General features: G+C 42.3%; 21 protein-coding genes and 1 tRNA gene. 17 read left to right on the top strand and 5 right to left on the bottom strand.

The genetic code is table 11. From position 1 onward, the window contains the following. The first annotated feature begins 193 nt into the window (after positions 1-193). From ABZD21_RS17185 to ABZD21_RS17150, 8 genes are all read left to right on the top strand, one after another. Complete coding sequence (locus ABZD21_RS17185; RefSeq protein WP_372776350.1) at positions 194-625, top strand: hypothetical protein; 432 nt, start codon at positions 194-196, stop codon at positions 623-625. Continuing rightward, positions 622-1,278, top strand: coding sequence for an NAD-dependent epimerase/dehydratase family protein (locus tag ABZD21_RS17180; protein WP_372776349.1), 657 nt, complete (start codon positions 622-624; stop codon positions 1,276-1,278). Before ABZD21_RS17185 ends, ABZD21_RS17180 begins: the two co-directional genes overlap by 4 nt. Continuing rightward, positions 1,275-2,045, top strand: coding sequence for a helix-turn-helix domain-containing protein (locus ABZD21_RS17175; protein WP_372776348.1), 771 nt, complete (start codon positions 1,275-1,277; stop codon positions 2,043-2,045). The genes ABZD21_RS17180 and ABZD21_RS17175 overlap by 4 nt, the downstream gene beginning before the upstream one ends. Before the next feature lie 650 nt (positions 2,046-2,695). Beyond that, positions 2,696-3,124, top strand: a complete 429-nt coding sequence (locus ABZD21_RS17170) for a DUF6573 family protein (protein WP_372776347.1) — start codon at positions 2,696-2,698, stop codon at positions 3,122-3,124. 448 nt (positions 3,125-3,572) lie between these two features. Continuing rightward, entirely contained in the window at positions 3,573-4,487 is a 915-nt protein-coding gene (locus ABZD21_RS17165) for an ArdC family protein (protein ID WP_372776346.1), read from the top strand. A gap of 53 nt (positions 4,488-4,540) precedes the next feature. Further along, positions 4,541-5,251 carry an N-6 DNA methylase gene (locus ABZD21_RS17160; protein ID WP_372776345.1) on the top strand — a complete coding sequence of 237 codons (711 nt, stop codon included), beginning with the start codon at positions 4,541-4,543 and terminating at the stop codon, positions 5,249-5,251. A 53-nt stretch (positions 5,252-5,304) separates the two neighbouring features. Next, on the top strand, positions 5,305-6,312 hold the full coding sequence (locus ABZD21_RS17155) for a hypothetical protein (protein WP_372776344.1): 1,008 nt from the start codon (positions 5,305-5,307) through the stop codon (positions 6,310-6,312). A gap of 202 nt (positions 6,313-6,514) precedes the next feature. After that, complete coding sequence (locus ABZD21_RS17150; protein ID WP_372776343.1) at positions 6,515-6,874, top strand: hypothetical protein; 360 nt, start codon at positions 6,515-6,517, stop codon at positions 6,872-6,874. A 217-nt stretch (positions 6,875-7,091) separates the two neighbouring features. Here ABZD21_RS17150 and ABZD21_RS17145 read toward each other — a convergent pair whose 3' ends face one another. Next, entirely contained in the window at positions 7,092-8,336 is a 1,245-nt protein-coding gene (locus tag ABZD21_RS17145) for a site-specific integrase (RefSeq protein ID WP_372776342.1), read from the bottom strand. A 283-nt stretch (positions 8,337-8,619) separates the two neighbouring features. Then, positions 8,620-8,693 (bottom strand) — tRNA-Pro (locus tag ABZD21_RS17140). Between the two features lie 179 nt (positions 8,694-8,872). Here ABZD21_RS17140 and trxB point away from each other — a divergent pair. After that, positions 8,873-9,871: a thioredoxin-disulfide reductase gene (gene trxB, locus ABZD21_RS17135; protein WP_372776341.1), complete on the top strand. Its 999-nt coding sequence runs from the start codon at positions 8,873-8,875 to the stop codon at positions 9,869-9,871. A gap of 77 nt (positions 9,872-9,948) precedes the next feature. On the opposite strand, the gene ABZD21_RS17130 is transcribed toward trxB, so the two are convergent. Further along, positions 9,949-11,148, bottom strand: coding sequence for an aminotransferase class I/II-fold pyridoxal phosphate-dependent enzyme (locus ABZD21_RS17130; RefSeq protein WP_372776340.1), 1,200 nt, complete (start codon positions 11,146-11,148; stop codon positions 9,949-9,951). 198 nt (positions 11,149-11,346) lie between these two features. Between ABZD21_RS17130 and ABZD21_RS17125 the strand changes: the two genes are divergently transcribed. The 8 genes from ABZD21_RS17125 (at position 11,347) to ABZD21_RS17090 (ending at position 19,092) form a co-directional block, all read left to right on the top strand. Beyond that, a complete protein-coding gene (locus ABZD21_RS17125; protein WP_372776339.1) occupies positions 11,347-12,162 on the top strand; it encodes an outer membrane protein assembly factor BamD in 816 nt (271 codons plus the stop codon). A gap of 8 nt (positions 12,163-12,170) precedes the next feature. Further along, a complete protein-coding gene (locus ABZD21_RS17120; protein WP_372776338.1) occupies positions 12,171-12,506 on the top strand; it encodes a DNA-directed RNA polymerase subunit omega in 336 nt (111 codons plus the stop codon). 15 nt (positions 12,507-12,521) lie between these two features. Beyond that, on the top strand, positions 12,522-13,730 hold the full coding sequence (gene coaBC / locus ABZD21_RS17115; RefSeq protein WP_372776337.1) for a bifunctional phosphopantothenoylcysteine decarboxylase/phosphopantothenate--cysteine ligase CoaBC: 1,209 nt from the start codon (positions 12,522-12,524) through the stop codon (positions 13,728-13,730). A gap of 50 nt (positions 13,731-13,780) precedes the next feature. Then, the gene (locus tag ABZD21_RS17110) at positions 13,781-14,704 is read left to right on the top strand and encodes a DUF4835 family protein (protein ID WP_372776336.1); all 924 of its coding nucleotides are present in this window, start codon (positions 13,781-13,783) and stop codon (positions 14,702-14,704) included. A gap of 12 nt (positions 14,705-14,716) precedes the next feature. Continuing rightward, positions 14,717-16,369 carry a DNA repair protein RecN gene (gene recN / locus ABZD21_RS17105; RefSeq protein ID WP_372776335.1) on the top strand — a complete coding sequence of 551 codons (1,653 nt, stop codon included), beginning with the start codon at positions 14,717-14,719 and terminating at the stop codon, positions 16,367-16,369. A 272-nt stretch (positions 16,370-16,641) separates the two neighbouring features. Further along, the gene (locus ABZD21_RS17100; RefSeq protein WP_372776334.1) at positions 16,642-17,226 is read left to right on the top strand and encodes a hypothetical protein; all 585 of its coding nucleotides are present in this window, start codon (positions 16,642-16,644) and stop codon (positions 17,224-17,226) included. 111 nt (positions 17,227-17,337) lie between these two features. Then, a complete protein-coding gene (locus ABZD21_RS17095; protein WP_372776333.1) occupies positions 17,338-18,045 on the top strand; it encodes a head GIN domain-containing protein in 708 nt (235 codons plus the stop codon). A gap of 201 nt (positions 18,046-18,246) precedes the next feature. Next, entirely contained in the window at positions 18,247-19,092 is an 846-nt protein-coding gene (locus ABZD21_RS17090) for a tetratricopeptide repeat protein (RefSeq protein WP_372776332.1), read from the top strand. Between the two features lie 97 nt (positions 19,093-19,189). On the opposite strand, the gene ABZD21_RS17085 is transcribed toward ABZD21_RS17090, so the two are convergent. Together ABZD21_RS17085 and ABZD21_RS17080 are read right to left on the bottom strand one after the other, a co-directional pair. Next, positions 19,190-21,328: a TonB-dependent receptor gene (locus ABZD21_RS17085; RefSeq protein WP_372776331.1), complete on the bottom strand. Its 2,139-nt coding sequence runs from the start codon at positions 21,326-21,328 to the stop codon at positions 19,190-19,192. Between the two features lie 124 nt (positions 21,329-21,452). Then, on the bottom strand, positions 21,453-22,880 hold the full coding sequence (locus ABZD21_RS17080; protein WP_372776329.1) for a phosphotransferase: 1,428 nt from the start codon (positions 22,878-22,880) through the stop codon (positions 21,453-21,455). Between the last annotated feature and the right edge of the window lie 363 nt (positions 22,881-23,243).

The following is a 23,243-nucleotide window of genomic DNA, read 5'->3' as shown; positions in this document are numbered from 1 at the left end:
ATGGAGTGTAAATCACGCTAACAAGAAGGTACTGAAGATAGCCTTAAACGCAAAAAGAAGGCCATGGCTCGATGGTATTTTTGCTAAAGTCGAAAACCTTGCCCCTCCTTTTCAATATCTTAATGCATAATGCGGGTTAAACTGGTACAACGGAGAAATTTTTGAAGGAAAGTTCATTCTTGGGTTCGGAATTTTGCTTCTTATTTCAGCCTTGCTTTTCAACTTAAATGGCAGTACACCAACTGCAAAAGCTTTGCTGATTCCGCTCGCTGTTATTGGTTTTTTCTTCGCCTCAATAGGAGCAGGAGGACTATACTCAAACAGTAAGAAGGTGGCGAGGGTGGAAAAAATCTATCAGCAAAATCCACACGACTTTGTCGATGCCGAAATCAAGCGTGTGGAAGATTTTCAATATTTATATCCGATGTCAATTGCAATCAGTCTGGTTTGCTTTTTAATTTCGGTCGGATTACTGTATTTTGTCAAAAATGTACATTGGCAGGCAATCGCTATTGCGCTAATTCTTTTCGGAACAGCTTTCGCTGTAATTGATTATTTTTCGAAGGAAAGAGCAACTATTTATTACGAGAAACTTTTAAACTACACGGAAGAAGAATCGTTATGAAAGTAATAATAACAGGAGCAACCGGAATGGTTGGCGAAGGCGTTCTGCATGAGTGCCTGCAGCATGACAGGATAACTGACGTTCTTGTCATTGGTCGAAAGTCGGTCAATATTCAGCACCCTAAACTACGGGAAGTCATTCATGCGGATTTTTATGATTTGTCAGCAATACAAAGCCACCTCAAAGGTTATGACGCCTGTTTCTTTTGTCTCGGAGTAACTTCTGCAGGGAAAAAAGAAGACGAATATTTTAAATTAACCCATACCATAACGGTAGGATTTGCAACCTTACTTTCAGACTTGAATCCTGATATGACTTTCTGTTACATCTCTGGAGCCGGAACCGATAGTAGCGAAAAAGGCAAATCGATGTGGGCACGGGTAAAAGGGAAAACCGAAAATGATTTGCTAATCTTACCTTTTAAAGGCGTCTATTGCTTTCGTCCGGCGTTCATTAGGCCAACCCGGGGATTGAAAAATGCCCATAAGTTTTATGCTTATGTGGACTTTTTGTATCCTGTGCTTTCTTTTCTTTTGTCCAGATATGTTTGCACGCTTAAAGAACTGGCAACAGCGATGATTAATACGTTGGAAGTAGGTTTTGAAAAGCCTGTTATTGAAGTCCCCGATATTATAAAGTTGTCGAGAAAATGAATGAAAAAAGCGGTAACATACTTTTTAGTTGTGTCTCTAGATCCAAATTTGAGACCGAGCAAGTTGTAAAGGAACATGCCTTGGTTTGTATAGAATCAGGAACCTTGGAGTTTACCCTGAGCAAAGGAAAAGTCATACTGGAACCAGGCAATATTGCACTGGTTAAAAGGAATCAGCTGGCAAAAGCTAAAAAGAATCCGAGTGAGGAAGGATTTGAGTTTAAGTCCATCACGCTGTTTTTGGAACAGCCGCTTTTAAGACACTATGCGTTGGAAAATAACATTAAAGAATACGGGCGTTACCGGGGCGATATGATTCAGTATGTGAAGCCCGACCGTTTCATCGTTGCCTATTTTTCCTCGCTAAGACCTTATTTTGACGTCCCTGAAAAACTGACTCCCAGCCTGGCAAGTTTAAAGAGCTATGAAGCTATTGAATTGCTGATATCCCAGGGATTTGAACCACTTTTATTCGACTTTAACGAACCGTACAAAATTGATCTGGAAAGTTACATGCTTGAAAATTTCAAGTTTAATATCCCCTTGAGCGAAATGGCCAGATTAACCGGGAGAAGCCTGTCAACATTCAAACGTGATTTTAAGAAAAAATTCGACACGACTCCGCAGCGGTGGCTGACTGCCAAGAGGCTCGAAGAAGCCTACTATTTGATAACTAAAAAGCAGATGCGCCCTTCTGATATCTATTATGACCTGGGATTCGAAAACTTCTCTCATTTCTCTAAAGTATATAACGAAGCCTATCGTTGAACTTTTAAGCGATTGGAATAAATAAGGACATGAATATTATTGTTTTGACGAGGAGTTCCAGAAAAAACGGGAGCTCTAGATTATTGACAGAACAATTTTACTAAAGAACCAACTTGGAGTCTGTAAACTGTTGGGATTGAAATAAATATTGAAATGTTCCTACCTCCGTCAACCCACATCCTTGTGCCTGCAATAGGTTCATTCCATTCGTTTGCTTCGAAATTCTTTCGGGACCACTCATTGCATTCACCAACTTCGGCACCGCACACAAGAGTAGCTTGGCATTCCATTTTATTCCATGCCAGGTTTGCGTTTGCCAACCCACGCCGACACACAACTAACCCCTCCCACAATTCCACACAGGAGAACATTCGTCAGTCAGTATGGATTTCTCAACTTTTATTCTTTTAAATATTTGCACGTCCATGGAGTACCCTTCATTAGCTTGATTTTTACTAGTGTTGAAAGGGCTTACTCCTCAAATTTGCCGAAAGTTATTGATCGCTTCCCGGAACAGGAAAGGGTATATAAATTCCGCTCTCGCGTTCCCCTTGCCTTAATCCGCGATAGCTCAATGGTAGAAACTCAAAATTTGAGTTTAACCGGCGAGCCAGATGCCAATAAAAATCCCTAGGGCAAGGGTATTTCACATGTCAAAAGAGTTTCAAATTATTTCTTCTTACACAACTAAGCAAGCTATCGAAGATGGTGTATTGGTTACAGTTGATGACAAGATTTCGGAAGAAGCAGGAATCGTTTACCCGGTGTTAATGACCGGAACGGTATGGAACCGGTACATCCGGAAACCTGATGGTATGGATCATCAGGATTTGGATGGTCGGTTGTGGGATTTGTTGTTTATGTTCGCCGTTCAGGCTAGAAAGTCAAAGGGTGGTGCGCTATTGTTTTTCAAAGTACTGTTTCAGCTTCCTGTCGAAATGAGTTGGCTGGATAATGAGAAACGGGAACTTCAATCGGATCCCGAAACCCGGTTGGTTACATTGAAGGCTGTTGTTTCAGCTCATGATATTGACAATCCGGCACCCGCGGTTTTCATCATGCTGCCAGGGGAAGATTGAGCGAAAGGGGAATCTCCCCTTTTTTGATCGTATTCTAAAGCGGGTTGGATTGTTATTCTTTGGGTATCAGTTGCCATAGATATGATTTCCGATTTAAAGACTCGACTCCATGCTCTCGTTTTTTCGTTTCGTTCTTCCATCGGTTTAGTGAAAGTCAAAGACGCTGTTTCGTAGATATTCTTCTGATAGGTTACTTTACCTATTACACTCAAATTTCTGTCAAAGTTATTGATCGCTTCCCGGAACGGTAAAGGGGAACTCGCTTTTCGTGGCTCGTTTCCTTCGGATGCGTTCATTCCGATTATTATCGGAATGACATGCACTCCGTTGACCTAATCCGGGACAGCTAAATTGAGGTACGCCAAAAATTTAAGTTTAATGGCGTGCCAGAGATTCCCTCGGTTCAAGAGGGTGCCAAAATAAGTCCGAAAGGCATCGGCGATTTCCTATGAAATCTTCATTTGATATTTATGAAATGGTTACCAACCTGATTATTGAACGTTTGGAACAAGGTGTTATTCCGTGGCAGATTCCGTGGAAGGTAGAAAACGGTTTACCGCAGAATATGATTCACCGTAAAGTTTACCGGGGATTCAATTTCTGGTTATTACTGACTGTTGTGGACAAATTCGGATCACCGTATTTCCTCACCTTTAACCAGGTTAATGAACTTGGAGGTCATGTTTTGAAAGGGGAGAAGGGCTTTCCCGTTGTTTTCTGGAAGATCTTGGAAAAAGAAGAAAAGGACGGGAGTATTGATCAAGTTCCGTTTCTAAGGTATTACACCGTTTTCAACCTGAAACAAACCGAAGGTATTGACGAAAGTAAGATTCCGTCATCAGAAGCTCATGACCATGATTTCGACCCGATTGCACAGGCAGAACAGGTTATCGAGTGTTGGACGGATTGTCCCCAAATCAGGTATGACCAATCACATGCTTTCTATTCACCTTCCGGGGATTATATTGGAATGCCCAATCCACGAACCTTTTTTAAGGATGAACAGTTTTACGCCGTTCTCTACCATGAATGTTGCCACGCAACGGGGCATATCAACCGAACCGGAAGACATGAAAAACTACCCGATCATCGATTCAATTCCAAGGGCTACAGCCAGGAAGAACTTGTAGCCGAGATGGGAGCGTCCTTTCTATGCTACCTGACAGGTATCCAAAATGCTACGATAGATAACAGCGCTGCATACATCAAAAGCTGGATTCGCAAGTTTAAGGAGGATAAGAAGATGCTGTTGATTGCTTCCTCGATGGCTCAGAAAGCTGTCGATTACATTTTGGAACATCAATCCGAACCGCGACCGGCTGGCAGTAACCAGTTAGTTCCACAGATAGCGAAGGCAAGTTAGCCTTCGCTTTTTCATTGCAGGTAATCACAATTGAACACTTAAAATCGACGATCATGAATCAGTTAAAAAGCTTTTCCCAGTATATTCTTCAAATCGCTTACAAGTACGGTTTGAATTCTGTTTTTGATGATTTCCTTGAGATGACAGTTTGCGCCTTATCCTTAAGTGCTAAAGAAGACCGGTACCACGAAATTGTCCGGAATTATGAGAAGCCGGATGCCTACCTGATGGCCGAAGCTTTTGGGGCATTGGTCTTGGAAATGGACAATAACGGAGTAGGCCTGAAAGATGGTTTCGGTGACTTTTATATGGAATACATCAGTCACGGGCACAACGGGCAATTCTTTACCCCGGAACCGGTATGTGAATTAGTAGCCCGGATGCTAAACCCGGCAGGTTTTGGAGAAAGAGTGGCCGATTGTTGCTGCGGTTCCGGCCGGATGCTGCTGGCTGCGGCAAAAATAAAGCGCGACTGTTTGTTTTTCGGAGCTGATATCGACCGCACCTGCACGATGATGTGCTTGAATAACCTTTGTTTGAACGGACTCTTAGGTGAAGTTTGCTGGATGGATACGCTGTCGAATCGGTTTTATGCCGGTTGGCGGATCGAACTTCACCCGGAACACGGAATACCGTATATCCGCGAGATTACCAAGGATGAAAGTTATCTGGTGCTGCGAATACCGGACGCAAAGAAAGAGTTGACAGCTTCAGCTGCAGATAAAACTGCCTCACCAACTCACCAATTATTGTTTGAATTTTAGGGGCTTTGCCCCTTTTTTGTTCGCTCTGTTTAACGTAAATTTGAAAGAAAACCATGGAAGGGACACTCACTAAAATAATCGATAATATTAATAGCATTTGGCCTGTAACTGAAGATACCATAATAGTAGAGGACTTTTGCAATGGGACTGCGATCAAAATAATTGGCCACCAAAATTTTACTTTTGAAATAGAACTTGACCAATACAAATTTATAAGTCAGCCAGTTGTCATTTGCGCATTTCGGTCAATCATTTTGCATGTTGTTTGTAATAAAAGGAAGAAGGCTCCGATTGATTTTTATATAGATGGGAAAGAAGTGAAACCGTTCAATAAATGCAAGGAGAAACTAGCTATTGCGATGCCACCAACATCTTATTGCGTAAATAAAAACACAGTAGATGTTGTTAGCGATATTACATGTAGAAAATGGCGTTCAGATTTATTTCATACCGGAACAGGTCTAACTCAAAACAATAGAGTACAAAAATCTAAAATAGAACAAGTTAATGAGCTTAGATTATCAATATTCAGTTTAAAGGAACATCAAAAGAATTTTAGTTGTCACCAAGATCTATTCTTATTTAATACATTGCCAATATTGAGATCCCTTATCTATTGGCGAACTGAAAACAGTAAAAATTACAATCCTCTATTATTTAGGCTTGCTGGGTCTTTAGATATTGAACTTAATATGTATGCACTTTCCGACGAAAGTTATAAGGAATATAAACAGATTGGTTTGGGGGATCCTACTTTTGCTCATCTAGAATATGTTTCATTCAATAAAATGTCAGATGCACAGACATTAATTGATTTTCAGGATTGGTTAAATAAGGATGCTATTTTCGGGGAATCAAATTATAAAAACAAGGATATTATTTTATACGCTGCGAACACGATGAGCTTTGCTCATTTTGATCCAGACACCCATGTCATTCTGAAAGATCTAAAAGAGAAAAAAACATTAAACACTTCAATGTTAGTTGAAATGGTGAACAGGGTTGTAGAATTGACTATTCATTTTGGCAATAAAATCTTAGATGTCTTGGAAAAGGAATAAACTTATTTTCTTCTTATCTAACCTATTACTCCATTTAAAATTCCCGCAAAATTATTCATCGCTCGCCGGAACAGGCAAGAGCATGTGAATCTCACTAGCGTTGGACTCTTGCCCTAATCCGGGACAGCTCAATGGTGGTACGCCGAAATTTTAACCGGCGTGCCAGATGCCCCCAAAAGCCACAGGGCAGTGGTAAATTGTTATGAATAATACAGCTAAGAACATTAATGCTGAAAGTAAAGAACCAGCAAAAACTTCTCTGGAAGTAGTTAAAAAGGAAGAAAAGGGAGTAGTTGAAATTCCATCGCTCGAAAAGCGAATTCAGAAAGTGAAAGACCTGAGTATGCTCATTGAAAAGTGGCGCAAGCTGACTGACACCCAGCGTAACCTTCAGACCTCTTCATTAGGAGCCGATGGGATGAGAGCAACCGTCTTCCTTCGGGATGCTTCCGGTAAGGAGTTCAAAACGTCCAATACTCCGGTTGTCTCGGCCGTGATGGATGAAATCAAATCCACCTTGGATGAAAAAATCAAAGAGGTTGAGAACCTGATTAAGTTCTGAAAATAAGGAGGCATTGCCTCCTTATTTTTTTGGTCGTTTAATACCTTTGGCCATGCTGGACTATGCATAGCAGTTTGCCTAATAAGATGATTCCAACCAAAATTCTGTCGTTTGCAATCGACAATATCTGTTCTTTCTATTCGCGGAGTGTTACGTTAATATAATTCCAGCTGATCTGGTTAGATTATCTTTTTGAAAAAAGTATCTACTCAGTTATTCAATTGGGAACCGATTTCCTCTCATTAGCTAATTTCTTTTGTAGCATAGTCATATCATTGCTGATCTTTTTCTCTACAACTTTGGCATAAATCTGAGTAGTCCTCAGATCTGAGTGTCCGAGCATTTTACTGACAGATTCAATGGGAACTCCGTTGGATAATGTGACGGTTGTGGCAAATGTATGTCGGGCTACGTGAAACGTCAGATTTTTTGTTATTCCGCACAGATCCGCAATCTCCTTTAGATAACTGTTGAGCTTTTGGTTGGATATCATCGGAAATAAAGTGCCTTTGGCTATTGCTTTAGGATCGTCTTTGTATTTGTCGATCAATCTCTCAGCCTGTTTTAGAATTGGTATTCTTACCGGGTTTAACGTTTTCTCTCTTTGCGTGAATATCCAGTTCATGCCGTCGGTGCCTGGATGGATGTGACTGGGACCTAATTTCATTACGTCGATATAGGCTAAACCGGTGTAACAACTGAATAGGAAAATATCTTTCACATGTGACAGTCGTTCAATCCTAAACTCTTTTTTTTCAATTGCTTTTAACTCTAGTTCTGTTAAAAATTCTCGTTCAACTTTTTTGAAACGAAGCTTATGCGCAGCAAAGGGATTATGGTCTAGCCACTCCATTCGGATCGCCAGATTGATCATCTTTCGAAATCGCTCAAGATGCTTCATTACTCCATTGTTCTCCATCGGTCGTTGATGATCGGTCGGTTTATTTTTTCTCAGGTAGTATTCAAAATCAACGATAAACTTGTAATTGAGGTCAGAGAGGTAAATGTCGTCTTTTTTATATTTCTTCTTTAGGAAGGCCTCAATATACTTAGCGGTGGTAAAATAGTTTTTTAATGTTCCCCATTTTAGGTTCTCATCCTGGTAGGAGTTATGGTATTCCACGAGCTCTTTTAGTGTTTTTTCAGAATCACTAATTCCCATAAATCTATTTTTAATTGTCTCGGCGGTGACTTCTTGCTTGCTCGCTATCAGGTCTTGATAGTGGTTTGTAAGATGGGAACGTACTTGCTCCAAATAAGAATTAAGCCGGGCAATATCGGGATCTTTGCCCTTGGCCATGCCTTTGCCGTTGCTCCAATTGTCTATGTTGACTCTTCTTTTGACTGATAGCTCACAACGGCTAGTATTCACCGTGATACGCGCATAAATAGGGGCTTTCCCATCTTTGATCCGATGTTTTCGAATGACGAATTGGATACCAAAAGTGTTGATCTTGTTCATAGCTTTTAATTTTATTTAATTCATGTTCACCTTTTTGTTCACAGAAACCTGCTCAAAACGTCTTCAAAATGAACCAAATCGAACCAAAAACTATTTCTGTATATTGCAGTAATACAGTATGTTAGTGTGTTTCTGGTGAACCAAATCTAAAATTTTTTTTGGTTCACCGTTTTGTTCACATTTACATTGGTTTTTTATGGGTTATATTGACCTATGTAAAATATAAAATGCCTATAAATCATTTGATTTATAGGCATTTAGTGTTTTTTGACCTTTCAATCTGTCGGGATGACAAGATTTGAACTTGCGACCCCTCGCCCCCCAGACGAGTGCGCTACCAGGCTGCGCTACATCCCGATTTTGGTGCTGCGAAAATAGGTATTCCGAGCATAACTTCAAAATAAATTTGTAAGATTGAGGAATCTTTTGTGTTATAGCTTGTATCTATCGGAACTTAAATATTATTGAAGATATAAATGTTGTTATTCGCTAGCCGAAATGTATTTTTGTGGTAAAAACTGAAAAAATTAGATATCATGTTCAAATCATTAGATCTTAACGAAAACGAAAAATCAAATAGTGTACCTGCCGGTGAAGCCGAAAAAGTAAAATGCTTGATCATCGGTTCCGGTCCGGCCGGATACACAGCAGCTATTTATGCTGCCCGGGCAAATCTGAATCCCGTGATGTACGAAGGACTTCAGCCCGGGGGCCAATTAACAACTACGACTGAGGTTGAGAACTTCCCCGGTTACCCAAGCGGAATAACCGGTCCTGAAATGATGGAAGACCTGAAAAAGCAGGCGGAACGGTTTGGTACCGATGTTCGCTTCGGCTATGCAACAAAAGTTGATTTCTCCGGCGAAACTCACAAGGTTTGGATCGGTGGCAAAAAATTGATCGAGGCAGAGACCGTAATTCTGGCAACTGGTGCTACAGCTAAATATTTGGGGCTGCCTGACGAACAAAAATATGCCGGTGGAGGTGTCTCAGCTTGTGCTACCTGCGACGGTTTTTTCTACCGTGGAAAAGATGTTGCAGTTGTAGGCGGTGGCGATACTGCAGCTGAAGAAGCGATGTATCTGGCAGGGCTGGCAAAAAAAGTCTATCTGATCGTTCGCCGTGACGAATTACGTGCTTCGAAGGTCATGGCTGAGCGTGTGATGAAAACACCAAATGTTGAGATTCTTTGGAAACATCAAACGAAAGGATTGACAGGTGACGGAGTGGTTGAAGGAGCTATTCTTTGGAAAAATAAAGGAGAAGCTGACGAAGAAGAAGTGACAATTAAAATCGATGGATTTTTTCTGGCTATCGGGCACAAACCTAATTCAGATTTTGTAGCCGAATATTTGGACACCGATGAAGTCGGCTATATCAAAACAGTTCCCGGAACATCGAAAACCAATGTGCCAGGGGTATTTGCTTGTGGCGACGTTCAGGATTCTCATTATCGGCAGGCTGTTACAGCAGCCGGATCGGGTTGTATGGCTGCAATCGATGCAGAACGCTATTTGTCGGAGAAAAATTCATAAGCCAAGGGGCTCCAAATAAAAAATCCCTTCGGAATTTCCGAAGGGATTTTTTTATATCTGTTGGATTTATTTACAGATTAAATACCGCCCATTTGCGGGATCTCTGCTCCACTGTATTGGCCACTGGCCAATTTTTCGCGTACTTCAGAGAATGCTTTAATGGTGTAGGCAACATCTTCAAGTGAGTGCTCCGATGTTGGGATCAGGCGAAGAATAATTTCACCTTTCGGAATTACCGGGTAAACAACAACTGAACAGAAAATGCCGTAGTTTTCGCGCAAGTCAACAACCACATTGGTTGCTTCCACAACTCCACCTTTCATATATACAGGAGTAACCGGAGTATTGGTACGGCCAAGGTCGAACCCGGCAGCTTTCAATCCACTTTGCAATGCGTTTACGATTGTCCACAGTTTTTCGCGTAACTCTGGACTGTTTTTCAGCAATTCCAAGCGTTTCATCGCACCAATAACCAGCGGCATTGGCAACGATTTTGCAAATGTTTGCGAACGCATATTATAACGCAAGTAGTTAACAACTTCACGGTCAGCAGCTACGAAGGCACCAATCGACGCCATCGATTTTGCGAAGGTGCAAAACAAGATGTCAACTTGATCCATTACGCCAAAATGCTCAGGAGAACCCGCACCAGTGGCGCCCATCGTTCCAAAACCATGAGCATCGTCAACCAATAAACGGAAGTTGAAATCTTTTTTCAGCGCTGCAATTTCGTCCAATTTACCCAAGTCGCCCGACATACCGAAAACACCTTCGGTGATTACCAAAATACCGCCGCCTTGTTTTTCGGCTAATTTGGTTGCACGCTCCAGCTGTTTTTTTAGATTTTCGATATCGTTGTGTGGGAACACATAGCGTTTACCCATGTGCAAACGAACACCATCCAAAATACAAGCATGTGCTTCGCTATCATAAACAATTACGTCGTTGCGACCACAAACTGCATCGATAATCGATACCATTCCCTGATAACCGAAGTTAAGCAGAAAGGAATCTTCTTTCTTTACGAAAGCAGCCAAATCACGTTCCAACGCTTCGTGATAGTCAGTCTGACCCGACATCATGCGGGCTCCCATTGGGTATGCAAGGCCCCAGTCGGCAGCGGCTTTGGCATCTGCCTCACGCACCTCCGGGTGGTTGGCCAGGCCAATGTAGTTGTTTAAACTCCAGGTAAGTACTTCTTTACCTCTGAAATTCATGCGGGCACCAATTTCACCTTCCAGCTTAGGGAATGCAAAATAGCCATGTGCACGCTTCATATACTGGCCGATATTTCCTTTGTTAGATGTAAACTTATCAAAAATATCCACTTCGATTTGCTTTAAAATTAAACGCTACAAAAGTAATTTTTTTTGATCAGACTCCAAATCTGTTAAATTATACTAAAGCTTTCGGAACAACGACTTTTCTTATTTATTTTACCTTTCAGTTTTTAATAAAAATGTATCTTTGCGGCCATGCTAAAAAGTTTCAGAAAATACGGATCTATCAGCTTGTTGTTTCTAGTGTTGACAACGGCGTGCAGCGATTTCAATAAAATCGTGAAAAGTACCGACTACGAATTCAAGTATAAGAAGGCGTTGGAGTATTACGAAGACGGTGAGTTTGTGCGTTCTTCAACCTTGTTGAAGGAGTTGGTTAGCATTTATCGTGGTACCAGCCGCGCCGATGAGGTGTATTATTATTATGCGAAAAGTTATTTCGGAATGGACGATTATATGATGGCCGGACATTGGTTCCGGACTTTGTTGAACGAATTTCCGAGAAGTAAATACATTGAAGAGGCGCAATATATGGTTGGCTATTGTTTTTATGAAGAGTCACCCAAGGCACGTTTAGACCAGCAGGTCTCTCAGAAAGCGATTGATGCTTTGCAGTTGTTCATCAACCTATATCCCAACAGCGATCGGGTAGAAGAAGCAAGCCGACTGATTATAGAACTACGTGATAAGTTGGTTTATAAGTCGTTTTTAACCGGAAAACTGTATTATGACCTGGAAAATTATAAAGCAGCAACAATCGCGCTATATAACTCATTGAAAGATTTTCCAGACACCAAATACCGCGAAGAACTGATGTTTATGCTGCTTCGGGCAAAGTATTATCTGGCTGTCAGGAGTGTAGAAGAAAAAAAAGAGCTCCGTTTGAGCGATGCCTTGGATGAATATTTTACCTTTGTCGATGAATTTCCGGAAAGTGAATACCGGAAAGATGCCGACAAGTTCTATGAAACCGTGGCAGAATTGTTAGATTACAAAGAAGATATTAATTAAATTAGAATATGGATTTCAAAAAGATCAAAGCTGAAGGTACTACTGTTCCACGAGATTTATCAATATTGGAAGAGCAAACCGGAAATGTTTACGAAACTGTGATGATTCTTGCAAAACGTGCGAATCAGATTTCCTCGGAAATGAAAGAGGAACTGAGTCAGAAGTTGCAGGAATTCGCTTCATACTCTGATAATCTGGAAGAAGTTTTTGAAAACCGTGAGCAAATTGAGATTTCAAAGTATTATGAGAGGTTGCCTAAACCAACTTTAATTGCTTGCGAAGAATACAAATCGAAACAGATTTATCACCGGAATCCTGCCAAGGAAAACCGAAAAGGAATTTAATAAATATTAGCCTTTATGAGGCTCGACGGAAAACATATCATTTTAGGTGTAACCGGAAGTATAGCTGCCTACAAGGCAGCTTATCTTTTAAGGTTACTAGTCAAAGAAGGGGCTGAAGTTCAGGTAGTAATGACTCCTGCAGCAAAAGAATTTATCACTCCTGTAACGATGAGCGCATTGTCGAACAAACCGGTTGCGTCCGAATTTTTCGCGGCAAACGACGGTACCTGGCATTCGCATGTCGACATGGGACAGTGGGCTGATTTGATGCTGATAGCTCCGATCACAGCTGCAACAATGGGGAAGATGGTTGCCGGAATCGCCGATAACCTATTGGTAACGACCTACATGTCAGCTAAATGCCCGGTGATGATTGCTCCGGCGATGGATCTGGATATGTTTCAACATCCCTCAACACTGCAAAATCTGAAGACCTTGCAATCGTTCGGCAATATCATTCTCGAACCCGGAGAAGGAGAATTGGCTAGCGGATTGCATGGTAAAGGCCGGATGCAGGAACCCGAACAGATTGTTGAAGAAGTCGCCGCATTCTTCAACCTAAAAAAAAAACTGCTGAATAAACACTTTTTAGTGACTGCGGGGCCAACGCACGAGAAAATCGACCCGGTTCGCTTCATCGGTAACTATTCATCGGGCAAAATGGGTTTTGCTCTAGCTGAGGAATTAGCCGGGCAGGGCGCTAAAGTAACTCTGGTTGCCGGTCCGGTGAGTTTGGAGTGTAAACATCCCAACATTAATCGTGTGAATGTGGTGTCGGCTGAGCAAATGAAGCAGGCATCAATGGAGGTATTTCCCAATGCAGATGGTGCCGTAATGTGTGCCGCTGTTGCCGATTATCGACCTAAATATCCGGCAGATCAGAAAATTAAACGCACAACGATTGAAATGTGCATCGAGCTTGAAGCGAATGATGATATTGCTGCGTCGCTGGGACGAATGAAAAACGCAAACCAGCTTTTGGTTGGGTTTGCACTCGAAACTCACGACGAAAAAACAAATGCGGTTGAGAAGATGAAGCGCAAAAATCTGGACTTCATTGTGTTGAATTCGCTTCAGGACAAAGGTGCCGGATTTGGTGTTGATACCAATAAAATAACCATCCTGACAAAGGACAATAAAGCCTTTGATTTTCAGTTAAAGATGAAGACGGAAGTAGCTCGTGACATTGTGGCGCGAATCGCTGCGGAATTTGAAAATCGTTAAGACTTCCGGATTTTTATCTTATTTTTACTTCATCGCCATAATGAACTGCTATGAAGATATTGTATTGTCTGCTTGTCGCTTGTCTCCTCTGTTTTTCGGTCGTTTCGGCTCAGGAATTACGCTGTAATGTCAGCATTTCATCCTCTAAAATTCAGGGTGCGAACCAAAATGTTTTTCGCACGATGCAGGCTGATTTATATGAGTTCATGAACAATCGTAAATGGACTGAGCACGTGTACGACATTGACGAGCGGATTGAGTGCAACATTTTTATCCAGTTGGATGAGCAAGTTTCATCAGATGAGTTTAAAGGTTCAATGACTGTTCAGCTGAGGCGACCAACCTTCGATTCATCTTATGAGACCACCTTGCTGAATATAAAAGACAAGGACTTTCATGTTCGGTATGTCGAATTTCAGTCGATGGAGTTCAACGAAACCTCGAATAAAGACAACCTGACGAACCTGATGGCTTTTTATGCCTATATTATTTTGGGCATGGATTATGATTCGTTTTCACCGGAAGGGGGAGCGGAATATTTTCAGAAAGCCCAGCAGATTGTAAATAATTCGCAAAACAGTATTTATACCGGATGGAAAGCTTATGAAAGCGAACGGAATCGGTATTGGCTGATTGAAAATCTGATGAATCGTTCGTACTCCGCTTTTCGTCAGGCAACCTATCGATACCACCGTCTGGGACTTGATAAAATGAGTGATCGGTTGGAAGAAGGGCGTGCTGAGATTGCTGAATCGTTGCGATTGCTGCAGCGCTTGTTCCGAAATCGTCCGAATTTGTACATCTTCCCAATCTTTTTCGATGCGAAAGCCGACGAATTGGTCAACGTTTTTTCTGATTCGTATCCCGATGAGAAAACTCGGGTATTGGCCATTTTAAATGAGATCGATCCTTCCAACGGGACTAAATACAGCAAGATCAAAGAGGATAATACCTTCAATTTAGGAAACGAATAAAATTAACCACAGGTGCTTTTAGAACTGCATATTTCAAACTATGCCCTGATTGACGAATTACATATTCGTTTTTTTAAGGGTTTCAATATTATTACAGGAGAAACCGGTGCCGGTAAATCGATCATTCTTGGCGCTTTGGGCTTGGTTATGGGGCAACGCGCCGATCTGAATGTGCTGCAGGACGATAGTCGGAAATGTACTGTTGAAAGCGTATTCAATATTAAAGAATACAATCTGCAATGGTTTTTCGAGCGGGAAGAGCTGGATTATGATGAGCAGACGATTCTGCGTCGCGAAATTAGCGCGGCTGGAAAGTCAAGGGCGTTTATTAACGATACGCCGGTGAACCTGAAGGTAATGCAGGAGTTGGCTTTTCGACTGATCGACATTCACTCGCAACATCAAAATCTGCAACTGGGAAACCAGTCGTTTCAGTTGAATCTGGTTGATCTGGTGGCCGACAATGATCGGTTATTGGAAGGTTACGGGAAAACCTATAAGGCACTTCAGAAGCAACAAAAAGTATTGAATAATTTGCTGGAAGAAGCAGGGAAAGCCAGGGCTGACCTGGATTATTTTCAGTTTCAGTTTCAACAGTTGGATGAAGCTCGCTTGAAAGAAAACGAACAGCAGGAACTCGAAGACGAACAATCGACTCTGGAGCATGCCGAAGAGATTAAAATGACTTTCGGACAGTTTGCTGAAGATCTGGAAGGCGAGGAGTTGGGGTTGTTGTTGAAGTTGAAAGAGCATGGAAATCAATTTGCAAAGCTGGCAAAAGTACTGCCGTCAGCACAGGATGTTTCATCGCGACTGGAGTCGTGTTATCTGGAGCTGAAGGATCTTGTGGCCGACTGTTCCGATGTGGCTGAACGATCAGAACATGACCCTGAACGCATTCAGGTGGTTTCGGAGCGGTTGGATACGATTTATGCCTTGCAACAAAAATTTAGAGTCGCTTCGGTTGAAGAGCTGCTGGCTTTAAAAGCGGAATTTGAACATAAAATCACCCAAATTGCGTCCTTCGATGAGGAAATTGAGGCGGCAGAGAAACAATTGAAGACTTTGCTGTTGGCGGTTCGCAACCAATCGGCTGAATTAAGTGAACGAAGAAAAGCTGTTTCTGACAGAATAGCGAAATCGGTTGAAGATGTATTGCAAAAACTAGGTATGGTAAATGCCGTTTTTAGATTGCGGTTTGACCAGATGGAACAGCCCGGGCCAACTGGAACCGACGAGCTTAATTTTGCCTTTTCAGCGAATAAAAACGGTCAGCCACAGGATATCGCGAAGATTGCTTCCGGTGGAGAAATTTCGCGTGTGATGCTAGCCTTAAAAACCTTGATCACCGACAGCAAGTCGCTGCCAACCATTGTTTTCGATGAAATTGATACCGGTATTTCCGGCGAGGTAGCACTAAAGATGGGTGGAATACTGAAGGAAATGGCCGCTAATATTCAGATTATCAACATTACACACCTGCCGCAAATAGCCGGTAAAGGAGAACATCATTTTAAAGTTTACAAATACGACGAAGCCGACCGAACCTACACGTCCATTCGTCAGCTGGCTGATAGCGAGCGGATTGACGAATTAGCTCAGATGCTGAGCGGAGCCAATGCTTCGGAAACAGCGCGGAAAACAGCCCGGGAACTATTGCAGTAATAGTTGCATCGGTCACCTTTTGTAGTTGCATCACTAGATATGATCAGAGCGGTGAAAAACGGAAATTCATCGCTCTGATTGTTATGATAGGGTCATTCAGAAAGTTTTTATGTTTGTCGAAGTGTTTATGGCAAGGTATTGAAAATGCAAAATGGCCATTGACCAAATTTGAAAAAAATTACCTCTGTTTTTACAATCGACGAACTACGAATTGGAATTCAGAAGCCCATTATTTCCTATTAAAGCTTTAAATTAGCAGCAAAACAACCGGAATGAAATACCCCGAAAAAGATGAATTACTAAATCGTTATGAGAACTATTCTGACGATGAACTACTGGCTATTCTTCGCAATCCAGGCGGATATCAGGAACAAGCCGTTGAGATCGCCCGTGGAATTGCCGAACAGCGTGGTTTGAATGTGGCGGCTGGCATTTCGGAAGATGCCGGGCAACGAACTTCCATTTTCCCACATTTGTCAACCCCCGAAAAATCAATGAAGTTGCTGCGAAGTCTGCAGCGATTGCTGTATTTTGTGGCATTAATTCCGCTGATTACCGGCGCACTGAGCTTTGCCGATGGTTATCCGTCGTTGGCAATTGCCTATGTGTCGCTTGCCTTATTGTGGGGAGCTGTCGCATTTATGGCGGTCAGTCGGAAGAAGCACACGATGGTTTTGCTTCTGTTTTTATTGCTCGGTTTTATGCTCGTGTTACGTTACATTACGGCAGGACTGCCGGTTGCTGCAAGTGTTGCCGATTGGTTTATAATGGTTCTGGCCATAGTGTTGCTTGTTTATGTCTTGCTGTATTTCAAAAAGTTAATTCGTTACTGTTTTAAAGGCACAACAGAATCGTAATCAGAAGAAAAGAAGACCTTTTTCTATTTGCCTTTTGAATTCGGTTATTCGTCGATTTATGATCTTTTCATTACGAATTTCCAACTACATTTAGGCTATAATTTCAATCCAATGAAAAATCAAAAAACGGTTATATTTCTGCTTGTTTTACCTGTATTTCTGCTGATGGGGTTTTCGTGCCATTATCCAAGAAACGGAGAGGACGAAGAGCGTGCGATTGTTGTTGCTGACTTCGATAAACTTGAAGTAAAAGGTAGCTTTACAATTGTTCTGGAGCAAGCTTCGGAACCAGGTGTGACAATTCGTGCCTTGCCCGAGTCGATCGAAACAGTCACTGTTTTCAATGACTCGGTTAGTGGGCGTCTGGAAATTTCGCGCGACAAGTTCAGCCTAAACAGCCCCGAACTTCATATTCGCTTCCGGAAACTGGAACAATTGCACATTGAAGGCGGAACGAGTTTACAAACCGAGGGCTACATTGAGGTCGACGATCTGGCTGTCTCCGTTGAAGGAGGCGGACATATAATCTTTAAACTTAAAGCAAATAAGCTGGAGCTGCGTGGCGAGGGCGGTGTGGTGTACGAATTGGAAGGTGTTTGTCGGAATTTGAATTCGTCGCTTTATGGGGCTTCGTATCTAAAGGGTTCCGACTTAATTGTCGATTCAGCAGAGGTACGAATCGAAGGAATGGGAGTCGCGTCGATTCAGGTCAATTCTTACCTTCAAGCTAAGCTAAAAGGAATGGGGAAAATTACATATCTAGGCGATCCGGATGTTGTTCAGTCGATTGAAGGACTGGGGCAAATCAGAAGGGAATAGCTTCCTGATTTTCATTGAGGGGATTTTGGTGAAGCTTTTAAATTGCCGATTTCTCACTTTTTTTAGTACAAATAATGACTTGTCGGGCAATTTTTTGCATAGGTTTTTAAATCATTATTGCTATTTTTGGGATTCTGGCTGGTGAAAACTAAAAAAAGCCATCAATTAGGAATCTTAAATAGTATAAAAAAAGGATAATTTATGAGACGTATTTTGTTAGGAATTGCATTGTTGTTAGGGACATTCACCGTATTTGCTCAAGATGCATCAGAATTGATTAATCAGGCGCAGGAAGCGTTAACAGCGAAGGACTACGCGAAAGCGTTCGCATTGTACGAAAGTGCTATGAGCAATTTGGGCGATGTGCAGGTTGACGACGCGATCAATTTCAACATTGGTTTTGCCGCTTTTCAGGCTGATAAGTATGATGCAGCGGTAAAATACTTTGATAAAGCAATTGCTGCTGACGCCAATACTGCAACTGCGAAAGAGTATAAAGCGAATGCTTTGGCTAAAATGGATAAAACTGATGAAGCGATTGCCGCTTACAAAGATGCTATCGCTGTGTCGGAAGATCCGGGTAGTTTGAACTACAATGCAGGTATTGTTTCCTATAAAGGTAAAATGTATGCTGACGCTGCAGAATTTTTCGCTGCCGCTGATGCTGCTGGCTATAACAGCGAAAATGCCATTTACTATCAGGCCATGGCTCTGCGTAAGTTGGACAAAGATGCTGAGTATAAGGCAGTATTAGTTGTTGGTGCAGAGAAATTCCCATCAAACGACAAAATTACAGGTGCGTTGGCAAATGTATATGTTGGTGAAGGAAATGACTTGTACAAAAAAGGAGTTGAAATTCTGAACGGAGCAAATGCGCAAGTTACTGCAGGAACGATTACAACTACCGATGAGGCCTACACCAAAGCGGTTTCAGATTCAAAAGTTGAGTTTCAGGCAGCTTACGACATTCTCGAAAAAGCATTGAAACTGGATGCGGGTAATTCTAACGCGCAGAAACTAATCGACGCATGTAAAACTGTTTTATAGTCGTTGTTTTATTGAAAATATTGAAAGGGTGGGCCAATGGCTCGCCCTTTTTTTGTTTTCGGAAGTTGGGGAGATTGGATTGAATTATTCGAAGCGGTCAGAGTCGGTATTGCAATCCGATACGGAATGCGAAGTTACGCGGCATACCGGGATAGTAGTAGCGAGGTGGTTGGTTACCGAACGAACCGGCATTAATTAAGACCATTGATGCGTATTGCGAATCGGTGAGGTTAAACACTGAGGCAGAGCAGATCAGTTCCAATTGGTTCCATCTTTTACGATAATTGGTCGTTACATTCAATAGCTGAAACGCATCGGCATAAATCGAGTTATCATCCCGGAGCGGAATTTCATCGGTATATTGGTATTGAAGCAGGAATTCGAGATTCTGCTTAATCCGCGACTCCCAAACAACATTAACTCGGCTTCGGGGGCTGCCCGTCAGGTCGTTCCCACTGTAATCCTGTTCATCATCGGTGAAATCTTTGAATTTATAGGGACTGTAATTTCCGCTAAAGCGAAGGGAAGATTGCAAACTTGCTCTGTTTAGCCATTTGTAAGTAAGATCCAGTTCAATCCCGGGGTGTTGTGTCTGTCCGGCGTTCACGCCCATGTAAGCATCCTCATCGGTTCGGCGTGCTACCAACAGATTCCGGATTTCCATGTAGTAAACTGAGAAGTCGTAATACAACGACCTGCCTAAGTTTCCACGGCTCCCAAATTCAATATTCCAGCCTGTTTCGGGTTTGATATTCGTGTTTCTTTGTCCGTCGGGCATTAGGCTTTCTTCCAGGCTTGGAGGTGAAAATCCGTGGCCTAAACTGGAGTAGATGGCAATGTTCGAACTGAGTGAATAGCTACCGGCGATCCGGGGTGAGATGATCGGGTCGAACCGGTGGTCAGCCGATTGATCACCGTCCTGAAGGAAAAGGTCGCGATAACGGTAATTCGTTTGGTTCAGGTTTAGCCCGGCTGAAAGTCTTAGTTTGGGCGACCTGAAATTGAATTGGGTAAAAAGGTTGAAATAACGGCGTTTTTCTTCGTTTTCCGAGAGTTGTATCTGTGGATTGTTCGTGTCGAAAGTTTCCCAGTCGTATCGTTCCCAAAAGCTCTCATTTCCAATGCTGGCCGTCAGTTTGTTTGGCTCCGATCCCCAGCTTTTTTCAATGATTGCACGTATTCCCGCATAGTTGTCATCTTCAGTTAGTCGGTTGAACGGGCGCAATTCATCCGAATTCTTTTGATTGGTAAACAGGCTGATCCGACTTGACAGGTTATTTCCCCATTCCGACTGAACCGAAAACCCCGCCATCTGCTTTTGATAGTCTTCATAACCGCGAATGGCAGCCCAACTACTTGCGGCTTTTCGTGGTGTCGACTGATAGGTGTCCCAGTCAATCGAACTTGGAATGAAAGCTTTCAAATCGGTTTGGATCAGCAGCAGGTTGAACTGATGCGTGTCTGTATTGTAACGACCGATATAGCTCAAGTTTGTTCGTTGTGTCTGGTTGTTTTCCCGATAGCCGTCTGCGTCAAGTTTGTCGAGATAGAAGGCGTGTTGCCAGTCGTTTTGTTTCAATCGAATGTTTGCACGATAATTTTGACGATTGTAGCTGGACAAACTTCCGTCAACAGAAACAGAGCTCCGGTGAATTTGATCGGCCCGGAAGAGGAGAGTGCCTCCCAGCCCCGACCCATAAAAACCGGATGCGGGTCCTTTTATAATTTCTATCTTATCGATCAACGATTGGTCCAGATCCTCCAAGCTGGTTTCCCCGGTGCCATTCGTCAAGGGAATGTCCTCAAAATAAGCCCGTACTTTGTTCGACGCGTAGGGCGATCGCCCACCAATTCCGCGAATGGTCAGCCGGTTTGTGTTCAAACTACCGCTTTGCATATAAACACCGGCGACTTGGTTCACCGCAAAATCAATTTGCTGAGCCGGTATCTGTTGCAATTGAATGGCTGGGATGATAGCGATAGCGCCCGGTGTTTCTTTTAACTTTTGAGCGTACCGAAAGGCCTGCACCTCAATTTCGCCAATCTGAATTAAGTTTTCGTTGACAGCGGAATCTTTCTGTTCGTCAGTTTGCGATTGACCATTTAGCCTCGGGCTGACTAAAAAGAATGGTAGCACTAAACCAAACAATACGATCCAGTGGGTACTTAGTCTTTTATCTTCTTTGGTTTGCAGACTTTGCTTTCTTTTTTTGCTTTGCTTCCGCACTTTTTGCATTTGTATTTGGGGTCTTCCGGTTCTTGATAGTCCTCTTTTTTACAAGCAGTTTTTCCCATCTTTTTGTTCTTTTCTTCTGTTTCCACTTTATAACCGGCTTAAATATTACAGCCGGAAAGCAGAACTAAAAATCCTGCTCCCGGTGAGAAAGAACAACCTGAACATCAAAATTGTTTCGAAGATGTTTGGCCATTTGCTCGGCGGCATATACCGAACGGTGCTGCCCTCCGGTACATCCAAAGCTGACACTTAAGTTTGTGAATCCGCGTTTTTGGTAGGTCGTAACTGATTGATCGACCAACGCAAAGACATGTTTTAGGAAGTCGGCCATTTCCGACCGGCTTTCCAAAAAGTCGATAACCCCCTGATCTTTCCCTGTCAATTGTTTGTACTCGTCATAGCGACCCGGGTTGTGAATTGCCCGGCAATCGAAAATGTAGCCACCGCCATTGCCTGAAGGATCTTCGGGTAAGCCCTTTTTGTATGAAAAGCTGCAGATTCGGATGGTAAGTTCTTCACCCTGGTTGCCAATTTCGCGCAGATAACTCGATTCCGAAACTGCCTTGAGTACCGAAAAGAGTTCATTTAACTGAACCGGAATCGTGTGGTTTTTAAGTAAGTAGGCCAGATTGTCCAACGCGAATGGGATACTCTTGAGGAAATGCGCTTTCTTTTCGTAAAATCCACGGAATCCGTACGCGCCCATAGCTTGCATAATGCGAATCAGAACATATCCGGAAAAATAAGCTTTAAACTGTTCTCTTTCGATCGGTTGAAATTTCTCCAGTTCATCGAGGTAGAAGTCCAGCAGTTCGTTTCTGACATGCTGCGGAATATCGGCTTTTGCATCGTAGAGTAGCGATGCCAGATCGTATTGAAGTGGCCCCTTGCGACCACCCTGATAGTCGATAAAAGCTACTTTGTTGTCAATCAGCATAATGTTGCGCGATTGAAAGTCGCGGTACAAAAAGAACTCACTATCAGCCTGCAAAAGGTAGTTTGTGAATGTTTCAAAATCATCTTCCAGGGCCTGTTCGTCGAAGGGGATTTTAGCCAGCTTCAGGAAATAGTATTTGAAATAATTTAAATCCCAAAGCATCGACTGTTTATCGAATGCAGCACGGGGATAGCACTGCGAATAGTCGATTTCTTTTCCGGCAATAATCTGAATTTTCGGAAGTTCGTGCAGTACACGTTTGTACACTTGAACTATTTTATCCGAAAAACCTTCACGCTCGCGGGTTTTACTGAGGTAGTCAAACAAGGTCAGATTTCCCAAATCTTCCTGGATGTAGCAAGTTTGGTTTTCGTTCGCCCGAAAGATTTCCGGAACCGGCAAGCCCAACGAGTAGAAGTGATTTGTGAACGACAAAAAAGCCTTGTTTTCCCGAATATCAGCATTGAAAGCGCCAATCGCTTGATGATTGGCGCTTTTTATACGGCAATACTCCCGGTACGATCCCGAGGCCGGTAACAATTCAAATGCTGTCATTTCTTCGCCGAAGTGGCTTTCAAACAGCCGGATCAGTTCTTCTTTTATTTTTAATTCCACACCTACTATGTATTTGAGGCCGAAGCCTGATGTTTATAATTTTGTTTCACCTCCCAATAATCATTCAACTGGAAGGTTTGAAGCAAAGATAACAGATTTTCCGGGCTGCATTTTCAGCAACTTTCGCTTTGCTTTGTGTCATTTCAACAGTATTGTATTTGAATTTTTAGGCCAAACGGTCTATTTTGAACATCAAAATTCAAAAATATGCTGTCCAACACGTATTTTAACATTGAGGTAACATTTGTTTGTGCTTTTCAGCATATCTTTGTCGTAGATTTTATTTCATAAGTTTAGGTTTGATTAGTTTTATTGGTTTAGTTAGGTTTGAAAAGGGTAGATAGAGATCTACTCTTTTTTTTT

The sequence above is a fragment of the Mangrovibacterium sp. genome, assembly GCF_041596335.1.
Lineage (GTDB): Bacteria > Bacteroidota > Bacteroidia > Bacteroidales > Prolixibacteraceae > Mangrovibacterium.
Note: the sequence above shows the minus strand (reverse complement) of the source record. Positions and strands in the feature narration are given on the sequence as shown.

Coding starts and splice junctions, on each gene's coding strand:
- ABZD21_RS17170 (WP_372776347.1), top strand. CDS start 2,696: ATGTCAAAAGAGTTTCAAATTATTTCTTCTTACACAACTAAGCAAGCT.
- coaBC (WP_372776337.1), top strand. CDS start 12,522: ATGAGGCTCGACGGAAAACATATCATTTTAGGTGTAACCGGAAGTATA.
- ABZD21_RS17110 (WP_372776336.1), top strand. CDS start 13,781: ATGAAGATATTGTATTGTCTGCTTGTCGCTTGTCTCCTCTGTTTTTCG.
- ABZD21_RS17090 (WP_372776332.1), top strand. CDS start 18,247: ATGAGACGTATTTTGTTAGGAATTGCATTGTTGTTAGGGACATTCACC.
- ABZD21_RS17120 (WP_372776338.1), top strand. CDS start 12,171: ATGGATTTCAAAAAGATCAAAGCTGAAGGTACTACTGTTCCACGAGAT.
- ABZD21_RS17145 (WP_372776342.1), bottom strand. CDS start 8,336: ATGAACAAGATCAACACTTTTGGTATCCAATTCGTCATTCGAAAACAT.
- ABZD21_RS17180 (WP_372776349.1), top strand. CDS start 622: ATGAAAGTAATAATAACAGGAGCAACCGGAATGGTTGGCGAAGGCGTT.
- ABZD21_RS17100 (WP_372776334.1), top strand. CDS start 16,642: ATGAAATACCCCGAAAAAGATGAATTACTAAATCGTTATGAGAACTAT.
- trxB (WP_372776341.1), top strand. CDS start 8,873: ATGTTCAAATCATTAGATCTTAACGAAAACGAAAAATCAAATAGTGTA.
- ABZD21_RS17125 (WP_372776339.1), top strand. CDS start 11,347: ATGCTAAAAAGTTTCAGAAAATACGGATCTATCAGCTTGTTGTTTCTA.
- ABZD21_RS17085 (WP_372776331.1), bottom strand. CDS start 21,328: ATGCAAAAAGTGCGGAAGCAAAGCAAAAAAAGAAAGCAAAGTCTGCAA.
- ABZD21_RS17150 (WP_372776343.1), top strand. CDS start 6,515: ATGAATAATACAGCTAAGAACATTAATGCTGAAAGTAAAGAACCAGCA.
- ABZD21_RS17165 (WP_372776346.1), top strand. CDS start 3,573: ATGAAATCTTCATTTGATATTTATGAAATGGTTACCAACCTGATTATT.
- ABZD21_RS17175 (WP_372776348.1), top strand. CDS start 1,275: ATGAATGAAAAAAGCGGTAACATACTTTTTAGTTGTGTCTCTAGATCC.
- ABZD21_RS17160 (WP_372776345.1), top strand. CDS start 4,541: ATGAATCAGTTAAAAAGCTTTTCCCAGTATATTCTTCAAATCGCTTAC.
- ABZD21_RS17130 (WP_372776340.1), bottom strand. CDS start 11,148: ATGAAGCGTGCACATGGCTATTTTGCATTCCCTAAGCTGGAAGGTGAA.
- ABZD21_RS17095 (WP_372776333.1), top strand. CDS start 17,338: ATGAAAAATCAAAAAACGGTTATATTTCTGCTTGTTTTACCTGTATTT.
- ABZD21_RS17155 (WP_372776344.1), top strand. CDS start 5,305: ATGGAAGGGACACTCACTAAAATAATCGATAATATTAATAGCATTTGG.